Source organism: Alistipes sp. (genome assembly GCF_048465575.1).
Classification (GTDB): Bacteria; Bacteroidota; Bacteroidia; order Bacteroidales; family Rikenellaceae; genus Alistipes.
Window position 1 is genome coordinate 1 of the sequence record NZ_DBFWLG010000034.1, and the last position, 15,073, is coordinate 15,073.

Below are 15,073 nucleotides of genomic sequence, written 5' to 3' on the forward strand. Positions count from 1 at the left end.
AAAGGTGAAAGGTGAAAGGTGAAAGGTGGAAAGCAATGCGGAAGATTCCTTACCTGCGGATCGGAATGACGATTAAATTTAGAATTAAAAATTAAGAATTAAAAATTGCTAAATCATTCTTGGTGGAAGCACTGCGGTTCGGAAGACATTTTAATTATGAATTATGAATTGTGAATTGTTGACGACCGAGGCCATCATCACGGCCGCGAGGGCCGCGGTTTCGGTGCGCAGGCGCTGAGAGCCGAGGGTGATCTCCTCGAAGCCGCACGCGAGCGCCAGGTCGATCTCCGCGGTCGAAAAGTCGCCCTCGGGGCCGATCAGCACCAGGGCGTCCTCGCCCGGGCGGAGCGTGTCGGCGAGATAGGCCTTGCCGCCGGGGGAGTGCGCAGGGGCGCAGTGGGCAATAAACCTGCGTCCGTTCAGCGGAGTTTCGACCGCCTCGCGGAAGCCGGTGAGCGGGTGCAGCACGGGGCGGTAGGCCTTGAGCGACTGCTTCATGGCCGCCGTAAGGATTTTCTCGCCCCGCTCGGGCCGGAACGTGCGGCGCTCGCTGTGCTCGCTCAGAAGCGGGATGATCCCGCTGACGCCCACCTCGGTGGCTTTTTCCAGGAACCACTCGAAGCGCTCGGTGTTTTTGGTCGGAGCGACGGCCACGGTCAGCGCATAGGGGAGTTTTTCGAACTCCCGCTCGGCGGAGACGACCTCGACCGTGCAGCGGCGGGGATCGTCGTCCGTGATGCGGCAACAAAATAAATTGCCCTGTCCGTCGGTTATATGGAGGGTATCGCCGCGGCCCAGGCGCAGTACGCGCACGCAGTGCTTCGACTCCTCTTCGGTGAGGGTGTAGCGGGACGGTGCGATGTCGGGGGCGTAAAAAAGTTGCATACCTGTATATATTTACTATCTTTGCAGATCGGACCGCTCTTGCGCGCGCGAGGCGGTCGGCGACCGCAAAGTTACATAAAATAACACGAATAGATGAAACGGATCACCGCTTTATTCACCGCTTGTACGCTGCTTATGACTCTTGCGTCCTGTAACAAACCCCAAACCCAGGGGGAGAATCCGCTGCTCGCGCAGTGGGACACGCCCTACGGCGTACCGCCTTTCGACCGCATCCGCCCCGAGCATTTCATGCCCGCGTTCGAACGCGGCATGTCGCTGCACGAGGCCGAGATCGATGCGATCGTGACCAACAACGACGAACCGACGTTCGAGAACGTCATCCTGGCCTACGACAACGCCGGGCAGGCGCTCGCCCAGACCGAGCTGGTGTTCGGGATGCTCTCTGCGGCAGAGACGAACGAGCGGTTGCAGGCCATCGAAGAGGAGGCCATGCCCCGGCTGACGGCCCATGCCGACCGGATTCTGCTCAACGAAAAGCTCTTCGACAAGATTCGCGCGGTCTACGACCGCCGTGCGACGCTCGACCTGGATGCGGAGCAAAGCCGCTTGCTGCAAAAGACCTACGACGGTTTCGTGCGCGCAGGGGCGCTGCTCGATGCCGACAAGAAAGAGCGGCTCAAGCAGATCAACGAGGAGCTGTCGCTGACGGCCGTGAAATTCGGGCAGAACCTTCTGGCCGAGAACAACAACTACACGCTGGTGCTCGACTCAAAGGAGCTCGACGGCCTGCCAACGGGCGTAAGGGAGCAGGCGGGCGAGAAAGCAAAGGCGATGGACAAGAACGGAAAGTATGTCTTCACGCTGCACAAGCCCAGTCTGATCCCCTTTCTGACCTACTCTTCGCGGCGCGATCTGCGCGAGCAGCTCTACACGGCATACCTCAACCGCTGCAACAACGGCGACAAGTACGACAACAAACAACTTATCAATGATTTCATCCGCTTGCGGACCGAAAAGGCGCACCTTTTGGGCTACCCCTCTTACGCGGCCTACGTGGTGGCCGACCAGATGGCCGGCTCAACCGAGGCGGTTTACGGCCTGCTGGAGGAGATCTGGCACCCCGCGTTGGAGCGCGCCAAGGGCGAGCTGGCGGAGATGGAACCGCTGTTCAAGCAGGACCATCCCGACGGGGAGTTCGCCTCGTGGGACTGGTGGTACTATGCCGAGAAAGTCCGCAAGCAGAAATACGCCCTCGACGAGGAGATGCTGCGCCCCTACTTTTCGCTCGAAAACGTGCAGAGCGGCATCTTCTTCCTGGCCAACCGGCTCTACGGCATCTCGTTCCGGCCGATCGTCGTGCCGCTCTACCACCCCGAAGCCGCCGCTTACGAGGTGCTCGACGCCGACCAGTCGCACCTCGGGGTGCTCTATTTCGACTATTTCCCGCGCGAGGGCAAGAGCCAGGGCGCCTGGTGCGGCAACTACGTCGAGCAGACCTACCGCGACGGCAAGCGCGTGGCTCCGGTGGTATCGGTAGTGGCCAACTTCACGCGCCCGGCGGGCAATACCCCCGCGCTGCTGACGCTCGACGAGACCGAGACCCTTTTCCACGAGTTCGGCCACGCCCTGCATTTCCTCTTCCACGACGTGAAATACCGCGGTCTTGCGGAGGTCGAGGGCGATTTCGTCGAACTGCCCTCGCAGGTGATGGAGAACTGGGCGTTCGAACCCGAGATGCTCAAGCATTACGCCATTCACTATCGCACGAGCGAGGCGATCCCGGATTACCTTGTCGAAAAAATGCGCCGCAGCGAGCTCTTCAACCAGGGATTCGTGACCACGGAGCTGATCGCCGCGTCGCTTACGGACATGGACATCCACTCGCTCGAGACCTACGAGCCGTTCGACCCGATGGCGTTCGAACGGCGGGCGCTTGTCGAAAAGCGCGGGCTGATCCCCCAGATCGAGCCGCGCTACCGCTACCCCTATTTCAGCCACATCTTCGACGGCGGTTACTCGGCCGGCTACTATTTCTACACCTGGGCCGAGGTGCTGGACAAGGACGCCTATGAGGCGTTCCGCGAGAGCGGCGACCTCTTCAACAAGCAGATCGCCCGCGATTTCCGCTATAAACTGCTCGCCCGCGGCGGATCGGAGGACGGCATGTCGCTCTACCGTGCATTCCGCGGCAAGGAACCCGACAAACGGGCCATGCTCAGCGGCCGCGGGCTGTGGACCGATCCCGAACCCGCCGAAGAGCCCGCGGCGGCACCCCAGGACGCAGAGGCGACAACCGCCGTGCCGGCCCTGCCGATCCGGCCGCTGACCGGCTCCGCAACCCAACACTGATCCAAACCCATCGAAGAAACGAAAAACCCGAATACGAACATGAAAAAAGCACTTATCGTCATGACATTTTCAGCCCTTGCGGCCGGCTGCGCGGACAATTCGATCCCCAAGGCGCAGCTGCCCGAGTTGGACACCTCCAATCCGCTGCTGGCCGATTGGAATACACCCTACCAAACACCTCCGTTCTCGAAGATCGAGCTCAAGGACTACGAACCGGCGTTCGACGCCGCGATCGCCTGCTCGCGGGCCGAAATCGAGGCCATCGTCCGCAACCCCGCCAAGCCCACGTTCGGCAACACCATCGTCGCGCTGGAGCGGCACGGCGAACTGCTCGACCGCATCGCCGGCATCTTCTTCAACCTGCTGGAAGCCGACACGTCGGACGAGATGCAGCAGATCGCCGAGCGCGTGCAGCCCCGTTTGACGGAGCTGTCGAACGACATCTCGCTCAACCCCGAACTGTTCGCCCGCGTGAAAGCGGTGTACGACAATCCGGGACATCTTCGCAAAGAGGACAAGAAACTGCTGGAAGATACCTACAAGGGGTTTGCCCGCAGCGGCGCGGCCCTCTCGGACGCCGACAAGGAGCTCTACCGCCGGTACACCACCGAACTGTCGGGCCTGACGCTGCAATTCGGGCAGAATGCGCTGGCTGCGACCAACGCTTTTACGATCCACATCACCGATCCGAAGCAGGTAGCCGAGCTGCCCGAGTTCGTCCGCGAGGGGATGGCCGCCGACGCCGCGGCCCGCGGCCGGAAAGGGTGGACGGTGACCTTGCAGGCGCCAAGCTACGTGCCTTTTCTGACCTATTCGTCGAACCGGGCGCTCAAGGAGAAGCTGTGGAGGGCCTCTAATTCGCGGGCCCTGGGCGGCGAGTTCGACAACACGGAGATTGTGAAGAAGATCGCCGCGCTGCGGCTCAAGATCGCCAACCTGCTGGGTTACAAGTGCTACGCGGATTACGTGCTGGAGGAACGCATGGCCGAGAACACCGGGACGGTCGACTCCTTTTTGCAGGAGCTGCTCTCCCGGACCAAGGAGTATGCCGACGCGGATTACCGGATGGTCGCCGACTATGCCGCCCGGCAGGGATTCGAGGGCGATCTGATGCCCTGGGACTGGGCCTATTACAGCGAGAAATACAAGGACGAGACCTACGCCCTGAGCGACGAGGTGGTCAAACCCTATTTCCAGTTGGAAAACGTCCGCAAGGGCGTGTTCCTCTTGGCCAACAAGCTCTACGGGCTGAACTTTACGCCCAACCCCGCGATCGACGTCTACCATCCCGATGTGACGGCCTACGACGTGACGGACGAGAAAGGGCGCTTCATGGCCGTGCTCTACCTCGATTTCTTCCCCCGCGAGTCGAAGCGCTCGGGAGCGTGGATGACCGAGTTCCGCGGCGCGAAGATCGTCGACGGGGTGGAGACCCGCCCGCTGGTGTCGCTGGTGATGAATTTCACAAAACCCACCGCGACGACCCCGTCGCTGCTGACTTTCGACGAGGTGGAGACGTTCCTGCACGAGTTCGGCCACTCGTTGCACGGGATGCTGGGCGAGGGGAAATACGCCTCGCAGACCGGCACCAGCGTCTACCGCGATTTCGTGGAGCTGCCCTCGCAGATCATGGAGAACTGGGCTACGGAAAAGGAGTTTCTGGACCTCTGGGCCGTACACTACAAGACCGGTGAGCCGATGCCGGCCGAGATCGTCGACCGGATCGTGGCCGCCCAGAACTACCTGGCGGCCTACGCCAACGTGCGGCAGCTGTCGTTCGGCTTCACGGACATGGCTTGGCATACCCTGACGGAGCCTTACGAGGGCGATGTCGAGGCGTTCGAAAGGCAGTCGATGGCTCCGGCGCAGGTGCTTCCCGCGGTCGAGGGGACGGCTATGGCCACGGCGTTCGGACATATCTTCTCGGGCGGCTACGCGGCCGGGTACTACGGCTACAAGTGGGCCGAGGTGCTCGAGGCCGATGCGTTCTCGCTCTTCAAGCAGAAGGGAATATTCAACCGCGAGGTGGCCGGCGCGTTCCGTGAAAACATTCTCTCGAAAGGCGGCACGGAGCATCCGATGGAGCTCTATGTCCGCTTCCGCGGTCACAAGCCCCGGACGGAGGCGCTGATCGAAAAGATGGGGCTCGGAAAATAGGCAGCCAGTCTGTCCAGGATGAAAGAGGAGTGCTTCGGCGCTCCTCTTTCGTGATTTATGCCCGTACCTCGGGCCTCCGTTTGCATAATTGCTACAAATTTTTAATTTTGCCCATCTTGGTTACTTTTAATACACTATCCTAATCGGTCCTAAATTATGTTGCAGAAATTCAATGCCGCTTTCGTCGAATCCGTTTGCGCGCATACTCCCGATCATTCGAACCCCTCGCAGTTGGTCACCGAAACCTTGCATGTGGGCCGCGAAGCGGCTTACCGGCGGTTGCGGGGCGAGGTGCCTTTCTCGTTCGGTGAGGCCGCGGCCCTGAGCAGCCGGCTCAATTTCTCGCTCGACGGTGCGGTCGGGTCGGCCAATGCAGGGCATGTCGATTTCCGGCTCAAGTTCACCGATTTCGAATCGCCGCTGACGGCTTACAGTCAGTTGCTCGAAAGCGACGTGCGTTTTTTCGAGGAGATAGCCTGCGATCAGTCGGCGCGGATCGCCATGGCGACCAACTCGATTCCGGCCGAATTCTATCTCCGCTACGAAAACATGGCCCGCTTCAAACTCTACAAATGGCTCTATCAGCACAATGCGACGGATGGGGCGGTGCATTGCTTCGAGGATTTCGAACTGCCCGAACGCTTGTCCCGCAGCTGCCGGGCGTATGTCGCCGCTTCGCAGAGGGCCCCCGCTACGAGCTATGTCTTCGACGAGAGTTGTTTCAAGCATTGGGTAAATGCTATCCGCGCGTTCCGCGCCATGCACCTCGTTTCGGGACCGAGCAGCTGCAAGCTCCGCGAAGAGATGTTGCACATGATCGACCAAATGGAGCACCTGGCCGGCAGCGGGGAGTTAGACAACGGGAACGGCGTATTGTTCTACCTCTCGGGCGTGGACATCGAATCGACCTATTTCTATATAGCTGCAAAGCGCCTCAAGGTGGCGGGAATGGGACTTTTCTCGCTGAACGGACTCTATACTGGCGACGCGGCCATGTACGACTATGTGCAACGGTGGATTCATACGCAGACCCGATTTTCGACGCTCATTTCGCGCAGCGGCGAGATGCAGCGCATCGACTATTTCAGGCGGCAGCGCAAGATCGCGGCCGAACTGGGATAAAGAAAGGGGAGAGCCGAAACTCTCCCCCGAAGTCATCCGGACTGCGCGAACCGTTGCGTCGTGGTTCGTGATTTTCCCGAAATCACTTGGCTGGTCCATCCTACTTCACGATGGCGTCACTCATCGTTTCCGATACGAATTCTTCACGGTTCACCCTGAGAACCGATGCAAAAGTAGTGCATCCGGAGCATCCGTACAAGACCGAAAGCGAAAAATTCACGGCTGCGGGTTTCTGATTTTGCCACGGGAGCTCGATGGAGCCTTTCGGTTTCACGTTATGCGGAATCGTGCCGGCCGGATTTTCGTTTTGCGAAACAGAACCGGGCTGGTGTTCCGATTTGCGGAACGGGGATTGCGTGACGAGTTGGATCGGCTCCACGCAAGGGGTAAGGTGCGCGGGCCCGAGCGGAAATTCGAGGCGGAAGCCGGTTCGATCGTGAAAGGGCGGGGCGGACGATGTTCGCGGTGTGCTTCGGCCGCGACTGGTTTGTTTGCGGGGAAGCATTACTTATCAAAGGAGGGTTTGGGAGGATTGTCTGTATGGGCGCCGGCTCAACTAAAAAGACGTCCGATGGAACGGCAAAAGTTGCACAATGAAAAATGATTGTTATTTGTACAAAGCCCTCCTTATCAAAGGAGGGTTTGGGAGGATTGTCTGTATGGGAGTCAGCTCAACTAAAAAGACGTCCGATGGAACGGCAAAAGTTGCACAATGGAAAGTGATTGTTATTTGTACAAAGCCCTCCTTATCAAAGGAGGGTTTGGGAGGATTGTCTGTGTGGGCGCCAGCTCAACTAAAAAGACGTCCTTTCGGGACGTCTTTTTAGTTGAGCTACCAGGATTCGAACCTGGAATAACAGGACCAGAATCTGTTGTGTTACCGTTACACCATAGCTCAGTGGCATTTTGGTGATGCAAAAGTAGGACTTTTATTTTCAATTGCAAAGAAAAATCCGAAATTTTTTTCTTACATTTGCTTTAATCATTGCACCGGTAAATCGCAGGAAACTTAAAACTACATAAAATCAGAAAATTATGGGAATCAAATTTCGATTGATCGTCATGAATTTCCTCCAGTACGCCATCTGGGGTTCGTGGCTCATTTCGCTGGGCGCCTACCTGGGTGGAGGGTTGGATTTCACGGGGTTGCAGATCGGCAGCTTCTTCGCTACGATGGGCATTGCGTCGCTCTTCATGCCGGCCGTCATGGGCATCGTCGCCGACCGCTGGATTCCGGCTCAGAAACTGCTGGGCATCTGCCACCTGGTGAGCGGCGCGCTGCTCGTGGCCGCGGCTTCGCAGACCCAGTACGGGCCGCTGTATACCTGCATGCTGCTGAGCGTGATGTTCTACATGCCGACGATCGCCCTGTCGAACTCCGTGGCTTACAATGCGCTGGACCTGGCGCGGCTGGATGCGGTCAAGCATTTTCCGCCTATCCGCGTGTGGGGCACCGTGGGATTCATCGCCGCGATGTGGTTCGTCGATCTGACCCATATCGGCGGCGTGCAGATCAAGCTCACGGCGTGGCAGCTCTACGTCTCGGCGCTGCTCTCGTTCGTGCTGGCCATCTACTCGTTCACCCTGCCCAAATGTCCCGTCGTGAAGCGCGTCGAGAAGCAGTCGTGGATCGATACGCTGGGCCTCAGGGCATTCGCTCTCTTCAAGGAGAAACGCATGGCCATCTTCTTCATCTTCTCGATGCTGCTGGGAGCCGCCTTGCAGATCACCAATGCCTTCGGCGATAGCTATATCCAGAATTTCGGGCAGATGCCCCAGTACGCTTCGTCGGCCATCGTCAAGCACTCGGTGATCCTGCTGTCGCTCTCGCAGATGTCCGAGACACTGTGCATCCTCTTGATCCCGTTCTTCCTGCGCCGCTTCGGCATCAAGAAAGTCATGCTGATCTCGATGCTGGCCTGGGTGCTGCGCTTCGGCTTCTTCGGGATCGGGAACCCCGGCTCGGGCGCCGTATTCCTCGTGCTGTCGATGCTCGTCTACGGCGTGGCGTTCGATTTCTTCAATATCTCGGGCTCGCTCTTCGTCGAGAAAGAGACCGCGCGCGAGATACGCTCCTCGGCGCAGGGCGTCTTCATGATCATGACCAACGGCTTCGGCGCTTTCTTCGGATCGTATGCCGCCGGGGCCATCGTCGATGCCTACGGCTGGCCCGATTCGTGGTATATCTTTGCGGCCTACGCTTTGGTGGTAGCCGTCGTTTTTGCGCTGGTTTTCAAGTATAAGCACAACCCTGCCGAAATGGAGGGGATCAAGCATTAGGATATGAACATAGGTATTCGGGAAAACTGCATCCGCTGCGGCCGTTGCGTGGAGGTGTGTCCGGCCCGGGTCTTCTGCCGGGAGCAAGGGGGTCCGGTCGAGGTGTGCCGTCCGGAGGCGTGCATCCTCTGCGGACATTGTGTGGCGGCCTGCCCCGTGGGGGCCGTGGCGCACGAGGCGTTTCCGCCCGAACGGGTCCACGCCGCCGACCGGGCTTGCCTGCCGACGCCCGAACAGTTGGAACTGCTGCTGGCCGTGCGGCGCTCGAACCGCGTTCTGGCCGACCGGGAGGTGCCGCCCGAGCTGCTGCGGCGGATCGTGGCCGCCGCCGACCGGGCTCCGACGGCTTCCAATGCGCGCGGGCTGGGGTATCTGGTGGTGACCGACCCCGCGGAGCTGCGCCGGATCAGTCAGTACACGCTCGGGGTATTCGGGAAGATCGCCCGGCGACTTTCGAACCCGCTGCTGCGGCCCGTGCTGCGCCGGATCGTGCCGGACGCCTACCGCTACCTGCCGCAGTTCGAGCGGATGCGCCGCGATTTCGAGGCCGGGACGGACCGGATTCTGCGGGGTGCCCGGGCGGTGCTCATCATCCACGCTCCGAAAGCGAGCCGCTTCGCCGCCGAGGATGCGAACCTGGCCTACGAGAACGCCTCGCTCATGGCCGAGGCGCTGGGTGTGAGCCAGATCTACATGGGGTTTGTGATGACGGCCCACGCGCAGGACCGGGAAGAGGGGCTGCTTCGGATGCTCGGGCTGGAGGGACGCCGCATCGGCGCCGTGATGGCGTTGGGAATGCCGCGGTTCCAATACCCGAACTACATCGACCGCGAACCGGCCGGGGTGACCTGGAGATAGCCCGCGGAAAGTGTAGCGCGGCGCCCCGTTTTCGGGAGCGCCGCGCTTGTGTTTCGGGGTGTCTCAATACATGTTGTCGTACATGGACTGCGACTTGTCGTACTTGAGGTCTGCGAGCGAGGAGGCCCTGACGCCGATGTTGAAGCTCCACGAGCGGTGGTAGCCGAACGGAATCCACGAGAAAGACATTTGCCAGCAGTGGAGGTCGCGCGTGATGTTGATCGACGAGGTGGTCAGCTTGTTCTTCATGATGTCGTAGCCGCCCTGGAACGTGACGGCCGTCTTGGGGGTGATGGTGACCGAGCCGTTGAATCCGATGGTCTGCGTGACGTTCTTGCGGTAGCCCGTGGTGCCGTTGTTCTCGTAGGAGATCGAGTAGTTGACCGTGTAGTTGAATCCGAGGTTCCACGGCAGCGAGAAATCGTAGTATGTGAGGGCCATATATTGCCGCCGAAGCACGGGGTCCATGTGTCCGTAGGGGTCGTAAAAAGGATTCATGTACTCGGGCGGGATGCTGTTGATGTCGTTGATGGCGGGTTGCGAGCGGTCCTGCCGCGACTTGAACGTGTAGCCGAACGACCAGCCCGTCGAGACGATGCGGCCCGGGAAGAAGAGCTTGTCGTAGCGCTTGCCCTGGGGGGTGACGCGGTAGGGGTCGAGCGTCGCCGAGAGGTTGATGCCGAAATTGCCGAACAGCGTGGTGCGGAACGAGATGGGAATGGTCGAAAGACGCATCGAGTCGGCCAGGAAATTGTACGAGGCGCTGATGCGCAGTTCGTCGATCAGCTTGATCTTCTTGACGCCCGAGGTGTCGCGCTTGGAGAGCACTTTCATCTCGAGGTTCTGCGAGAGGGCGAAATTCATCGACATCTGACGACCCGACGAGGGGACGCCGTAGGCGTTGACCGCGTAGGGCGAGTAGGTGGTGAAGCGCCCCGTGGAGTCGGTCTGCCGCGTGCGGTAGTAGCCGTATTTCTGGTCGCTGAAATCGGGGGCGTAGGAGAAACCGATCGAGGGGGTGAGCGTGTGGCGGATGGCCTGGATCTTCCGGTCGCGGCGCTTCTTGGTAAAGTCGTACATGCCGTAGACCGTGGTCGAGGCCGAGACGTTGAAATTGTAGTTGTAGAGGCGGTAGAAACCGTAATCGGTGGGCAGCGTGTCGGTCTTGTTCGTGACGGGATTCCACTCGAACTCGACGCGCTTGAAATACCACTTTTCGTTGTAGTTGACCGAGGGCGAGACGTTGATGTAGTTGAAGAGGTTGAACGAGGCCGAGACCGGAATCGTGTGCTCGATGCCGTTGCGCATGTTTTCGAGCGTCTCCTTGGAGAAGATCTTGCTCTCGGTGGTGGTCACCGAGTTGGTCAGCTTGCCGGTGTACTGCATCGAAATTTTCTCGTACCAGCGGTCCTTGCCCGTCTTTTCCTTGCGTTTGAAAGGGTAGAAGCGCGAGACGTTGAACACCACGGTGGGGAGCGTCACGGAGATCGACTTGTTCTGCGAGTTCTGCGAGATGGCCATGTTGGCCGAGAGCGAGAACGGAGTGCCGGCCCAGTTCTTCGAGTAGGAGATCGAGGAGTTGGTCTGCGTCGAGAGGATGTCGTTGAGGTTGGTGGCCGAGTAGCGGCTGTAACCGCTGGTGGCGAAATTGACCGAGGCCGAGAACGTCGAACCGGGGTTGGCCTTGGGGTCCTGCGAATGGGTCCACTGGACGCGGAAATTGCTCTGCTTGATGTAGTCCGGCTCGCCCTTTTCGCCCGTCTTGACGTTGGAGTACTGCATATTGAAACTGCCGCTGTACTTGTAGCGCTTGATGTAGCGCGAGGCGGCCGAGGCCTCCCATGATCCCAGCGTGTAGAAGCCTCCGCGCAAGGCCAGGTCGGCGTATTCGCCCAGGGTGAAATAGTAACCCAGGTCGCGCAGGAAGAAGCCTTTGGAGTACTCCTCGCCGTAGGTGGGCATCAGCAGGCCCGACTTGGGACCCATGTTGATCGGAAAGAAACCCTCGGGAATACCCAGGAAATAGATCGGCACGTCCTCCATGACCAGGTAGGCCGGGCCGGTGACGACTTTCTTGCCGGGGATGACCTTGGCCTTGGTCATGGCCAGGTAGAAATGCGGGTGGTCGGTCTGGTCGCACGTGGTGTACTTGCCGTCCATGATGTTGATCGTGTTGTCGGGCATCTTCTTGACATTGCCGCCCACCAGCCAGCCGTCGCCCTGCTGCGTGGCCACGCCCTTGATCTTGGCCTTTTTGGTCGAGAGGTTGTAGGTGATGGTGTCCATCGTGTAGGAGGCCGAGCCCTCGGAGAACTCGGGCTTGGTGACGATGGCGCGGCCCTCGAGCGAGTCGGGTTTGCCGTAGGCGTAGATCATCTTCGAGTCCATGTCGATGCGCATGAAATCGGCCTTGAGGTTGCTGTTCTGGTACGTCACGTCGCCCTCGTTGTAGATGTAGACCAGCTTGTTGTTCACGTCGTAGACCAGCGAGTCGGTGTTCTTGCCCGAGATGGGGTCGTCCAGAAAGGCGCCCGCTGGGCGCGGCTGTGTGACCGAATCCCGCCGGAGGGTGTCTGTGGCCGATTTTTCGGCGATCAGCGAGTCGACCTGCGCTGCGGCCAGCGAGTCTTTCTCCTGCTGCGGGAGGCGTTCGAACGCTTCGCGGCGGCGGGCCGCTTCGCGCGCCGCACGGGCCTGTTCGCGCCGCTCGCGGCGGGTCGGGGGCGGCGATTCGGGGGTGGCGGCCGCGGCGGCGGAATCCAGGACGCGGAGGGTGTCCGCCGGGGAGGCGGCAGCGGTTCCGCGGGGTGCGGAGGTGCCGAATACCGCCTGGGCGAACAGCAGGACGACTGTCGCCGAGAAGAGATATTTTACCCTCGATTTATCCAAAATCCCAAAAATTTTCCGTACCTTTGCCGACATGTCGGCAAAAACGCCTGGAACACGGCTCCGGTAGCCTCCGGCGCGGTTTTTAGCCGGACAAAGATAGGTAAAAATAATCGATAGATCACATTCGACCCCTGAAAATATGCGCACACGGCTATACCTCTTGCTGGCCTTAGCGGCCGTAACCGTTCTAAGGAACGTGGCCGCCGCCGAGAATATTGCGCACGGGGTCCGCGTCGTGGTCATCGACGCCGGGCACGGGGGCGGCGATCCGGGGGCGCATTACGCCGGAACGTACGAGAAGACCCTCACGCTGAAAGTGGCCCTCAAGCTGGGAAAACTCATCGAGGAGGGGATGCCCGGGGTGAAAGTGGTCTACACGCGCAAGACGGACAAGGCGCTGGCAGCGACCAAGATAGCAGACTTGCAGGCGCGCGCCGACATCGCCAACAAGGCCGGAGGCGACCTCTTCATCTCGATCCACGTCAACGCCGCCCGATCGACGGCGGCACGGGGTGTCGAGACGCTCGTCATGGGCGAAAGCCCCAAGGAGCAACGCTACAACGAGAACGCCCTGTTCGAGAACAACCGCGACGACCTGCTGGACATGTCCGACGAGCGGACCGCGGCCATCATCCGGGCCTACATCCAGAACCTGCAATTCACCTACGGCGAATACAGCATGGCCCTGGCGCGCTGCATCCAGAACAACTACCTGAAAGACAAACGCCACTCGCGGGGGATCAAGCCCCAGCTTCTGAGGGTGCTCTACGCCACCGACATGCCGGGCGTGTTGACGGAGATCGGCTTTCTGTCGAATGCGCAGGAGGCCGCCTACCTCAAATCGGAAAAGGGTCAGAACGAGATCGCCCGGTCGCTCTACCGCGCCGTGCGCGACTACTCGGCCTACGTGCTCGAGACACGCGGCGCGGAGGAGCCCGAGAAGAACGCCGCGCAGCGGCCGGAGCCGGCGGAAAAGAAAAACGGTACGGATTCTGCCGCAAAACCTGCGGGGGACGGAGCCGGGGCCTCGGCGAGCGCCTCCGGCCCGAAGACCGAGAATGGCGGGGCCGGAGCGAAAACCCCGGAAAGCAAAGCCGCAGCGAAAACCCGGACGGCCCCGCCCGCCGCCGAAAAGGCGCAGGTGCATTATGCCGTGCAGGTGATGGCGTCGGTCAAGCGGGTGCCGCTCACGTCGTCGCAGTTCAAAACTTACCGCGGCAAGGTCCGCGAGTACGCCTCGCAGGGCAGGTTCCGCTACAAGTACTGCGTGGGCGAGTACCGGGACCGGACTGCGGCGCAGCAGCGGGTCCGCGAGGTGCGCAAGGTCTTTCCCGACGCTTTCGTGGTCTGCTGCCGGGAGGATGAAATCGTGCAATAAACGAATGAACAGGATATGAAACGAGAAATTAAGATCGGCATTTTCGCCGTGGCGATGATCGGCGCCGCCTGGGCCGGAATACGGTTCCTCAAGGGGTTCGACATCTTCAGCCGCAATGTCGAGTATTATGCCGCCTACGACCAGATCAACGGCGTGCAGTCGGCCTCGCCGATCATGATGAAAGGGGTGAAGATCGGCACCGTGACGGGGCTTTCGTTCGACCCGGCGCGCAGCGACAAGGTCGTGCTGCGCTTCACGATCAAACGGCAGTACCGCATTCCGTCCGACTCCGAGGCCAAGATATTCAGCAACGGACTGATGGGTGCCAAGGCCATCGAGATCACCTACGGCACGTCGCACACCTACCTCCATAAGGGCGACACGCTGCGTTCGAGCCGCGACCGCGACCTGATGGACGTGGCCGGGTCGGAGTTGGATTTCTTCAAGCAGAAGATTTCGCAGGTCACCTCCGATCTCTCGCGCACGCTGGACAACCTGAACAACCTCATCGAGGCCAACACGGCCAACGTGAGCGGCACGCTGGCCAATCTGAACGGTCTGACGGGCGACATGGCGGACCTTCTTTCGAAAGAGAAGAACGACCTGCGCAGCGCCTTGGAGAGCCTGACCCGCTTTTCGGACATGCTGGGCAGCAACGCCGGACGGGTGGACAGCCTGATCGGCGGGCTGAACCGCATGACCACGCAACTTGCGGAGGAGGATTTCGCCGGAAAGCTCACGCAGGCCGTATCGGGGCTGAACGAACTGTTGGCCAAGGTGGAGCGCGGCAACGGCACCGTGGGCAAGCTGATGAACGATCCGGCGCTCTACGACGCGCTGGACGAGGCTTCGGGGAATCTGGCGGCCCTGCTGGCCGACCTGAAAGAGTACCCGGGGCGCTACGTCCATTTCTCGCTCTTCGGCCGCAGCCCCGAAAAGATGAAAGAGAAAGCCGACCGCCGTGCGGCCCGGGCCGCGGAGAAAGCCGAGCGGGACTCCTTGAAAAGGTTAAAAGTGAAAAGTGAAAGGTGAAAGGTGAACCGACGCAGCGGGCGAGTGCAGAGACTGCCCAGCAAGCTATGCCGAGCCGCAAGGAGGAAAAGGGTGCGCAGCAGGCTTAACTGCGGGTAAGCGAGGGCAGAGGCCGCAGGGCGGACTATGCCGAGCGGGAGCAAAGTCAAGCCCCTTTAGGCG

9 protein-coding genes and 1 tRNA gene are annotated in these 15,073 nt (G+C 60.3%); 7 read left to right on the forward strand and 3 right to left on the reverse strand.

The window, feature by feature from the left end:
- Positions 1 to 150 precede the first annotated feature (150 nt).
- Entirely contained in the window at positions 151 to 885 is a 735-nt protein-coding gene (locus ACMQ11_RS08760; RefSeq protein WP_418992387.1) for a 16S rRNA (uracil(1498)-N(3))-methyltransferase, read from the reverse strand.
- Between the two features lie 93 nt (positions 886 to 978).
- Between ACMQ11_RS08760 and ACMQ11_RS08765 the strand changes: the two genes are divergently transcribed.
- From ACMQ11_RS08765 to ACMQ11_RS08775, 3 genes are all read left to right on the forward strand, one after another.
- Complete coding sequence (locus ACMQ11_RS08765; RefSeq protein WP_418992388.1) at positions 979 to 3,195, forward strand: M3 family metallopeptidase; 2,217 nt, start codon at positions 979 to 981, stop codon at positions 3,193 to 3,195.
- A gap of 39 nt (positions 3,196 to 3,234) precedes the next feature.
- A complete protein-coding gene (locus ACMQ11_RS08770; protein WP_418992389.1) occupies positions 3,235 to 5,352 on the forward strand; it encodes a M3 family metallopeptidase in 2,118 nt (705 codons plus the stop codon).
- A 156-nt stretch (positions 5,353 to 5,508) separates the two neighbouring features.
- On the forward strand, positions 5,509 to 6,474 hold the full coding sequence (locus ACMQ11_RS08775; protein WP_418992390.1) for a hypothetical protein: 966 nt from the start codon (positions 5,509 to 5,511) through the stop codon (positions 6,472 to 6,474).
- 827 nt (positions 6,475 to 7,301) lie between these two features.
- Here ACMQ11_RS08775 and ACMQ11_RS08780 read toward each other — a convergent pair.
- Positions 7,302 to 7,372, reverse strand: a tRNA-Gln gene (locus ACMQ11_RS08780).
- Positions 7,373 to 7,509: 137 nt separating this feature from the next.
- Between ACMQ11_RS08780 and ACMQ11_RS08785 the strand changes: the two genes are divergently transcribed.
- Both ACMQ11_RS08785 and ACMQ11_RS08790 read left to right on the forward strand, forming a co-directional pair.
- Positions 7,510 to 8,754: a nucleoside permease gene (locus ACMQ11_RS08785; protein WP_418992391.1), complete on the forward strand. Its 1,245-nt coding sequence runs from the start codon at positions 7,510 to 7,512 to the stop codon at positions 8,752 to 8,754.
- Between the two features lie 3 nt (positions 8,755 to 8,757).
- The gene (locus ACMQ11_RS08790) at positions 8,758 to 9,612 is read left to right on the forward strand and encodes a nitroreductase family protein (RefSeq protein ID WP_418992392.1); all 855 of its coding nucleotides are present in this window, start codon (positions 8,758 to 8,760) and stop codon (positions 9,610 to 9,612) included.
- Between the two features lie 63 nt (positions 9,613 to 9,675).
- On the opposite strand, the gene ACMQ11_RS08795 is transcribed toward ACMQ11_RS08790, so the two are convergent.
- Positions 9,676 to 12,501: a putative LPS assembly protein LptD gene (locus ACMQ11_RS08795; RefSeq protein ID WP_418992393.1), complete on the reverse strand. Its 2,826-nt coding sequence runs from the start codon at positions 12,499 to 12,501 to the stop codon at positions 9,676 to 9,678.
- Positions 12,502 to 12,640: 139 nt separating this feature from the next.
- On the opposite strand from ACMQ11_RS08795, the gene ACMQ11_RS08800 reads away from it, so the two are divergent.
- Positions 12,641 to 13,879: an N-acetylmuramoyl-L-alanine amidase family protein gene (locus ACMQ11_RS08800; RefSeq protein WP_418992394.1), complete on the forward strand. Its 1,239-nt coding sequence runs from the start codon at positions 12,641 to 12,643 to the stop codon at positions 13,877 to 13,879.
- A gap of 15 nt (positions 13,880 to 13,894) precedes the next feature.
- Positions 13,895 to 14,911: an MlaD family protein gene (locus ACMQ11_RS08805; protein ID WP_418992395.1), complete on the forward strand. Its 1,017-nt coding sequence runs from the start codon at positions 13,895 to 13,897 to the stop codon at positions 14,909 to 14,911.
- The last annotated feature ends 162 nt before the right edge of the window (positions 14,912 to 15,073 follow it).

Coding starts and splice junctions, on each gene's coding strand:
- ACMQ11_RS08760 (WP_418992387.1), bottom strand. CDS start 885: ATGCAACTTTTTTACGCCCCCGACATCGCACCGTCCCGCTACACCCTC.
- ACMQ11_RS08805 (WP_418992395.1), top strand. CDS start 13,895: ATGAAACGAGAAATTAAGATCGGCATTTTCGCCGTGGCGATGATCGGC.
- ACMQ11_RS08800 (WP_418992394.1), top strand. CDS start 12,641: ATGCGCACACGGCTATACCTCTTGCTGGCCTTAGCGGCCGTAACCGTT.
- ACMQ11_RS08790 (WP_418992392.1), top strand. CDS start 8,758: ATGAACATAGGTATTCGGGAAAACTGCATCCGCTGCGGCCGTTGCGTG.
- ACMQ11_RS08765 (WP_418992388.1), top strand. CDS start 979: ATGAAACGGATCACCGCTTTATTCACCGCTTGTACGCTGCTTATGACT.
- ACMQ11_RS08785 (WP_418992391.1), top strand. CDS start 7,510: ATGGGAATCAAATTTCGATTGATCGTCATGAATTTCCTCCAGTACGCC.
- ACMQ11_RS08770 (WP_418992389.1), top strand. CDS start 3,235: ATGAAAAAAGCACTTATCGTCATGACATTTTCAGCCCTTGCGGCCGGC.
- ACMQ11_RS08775 (WP_418992390.1), top strand. CDS start 5,509: ATGTTGCAGAAATTCAATGCCGCTTTCGTCGAATCCGTTTGCGCGCAT.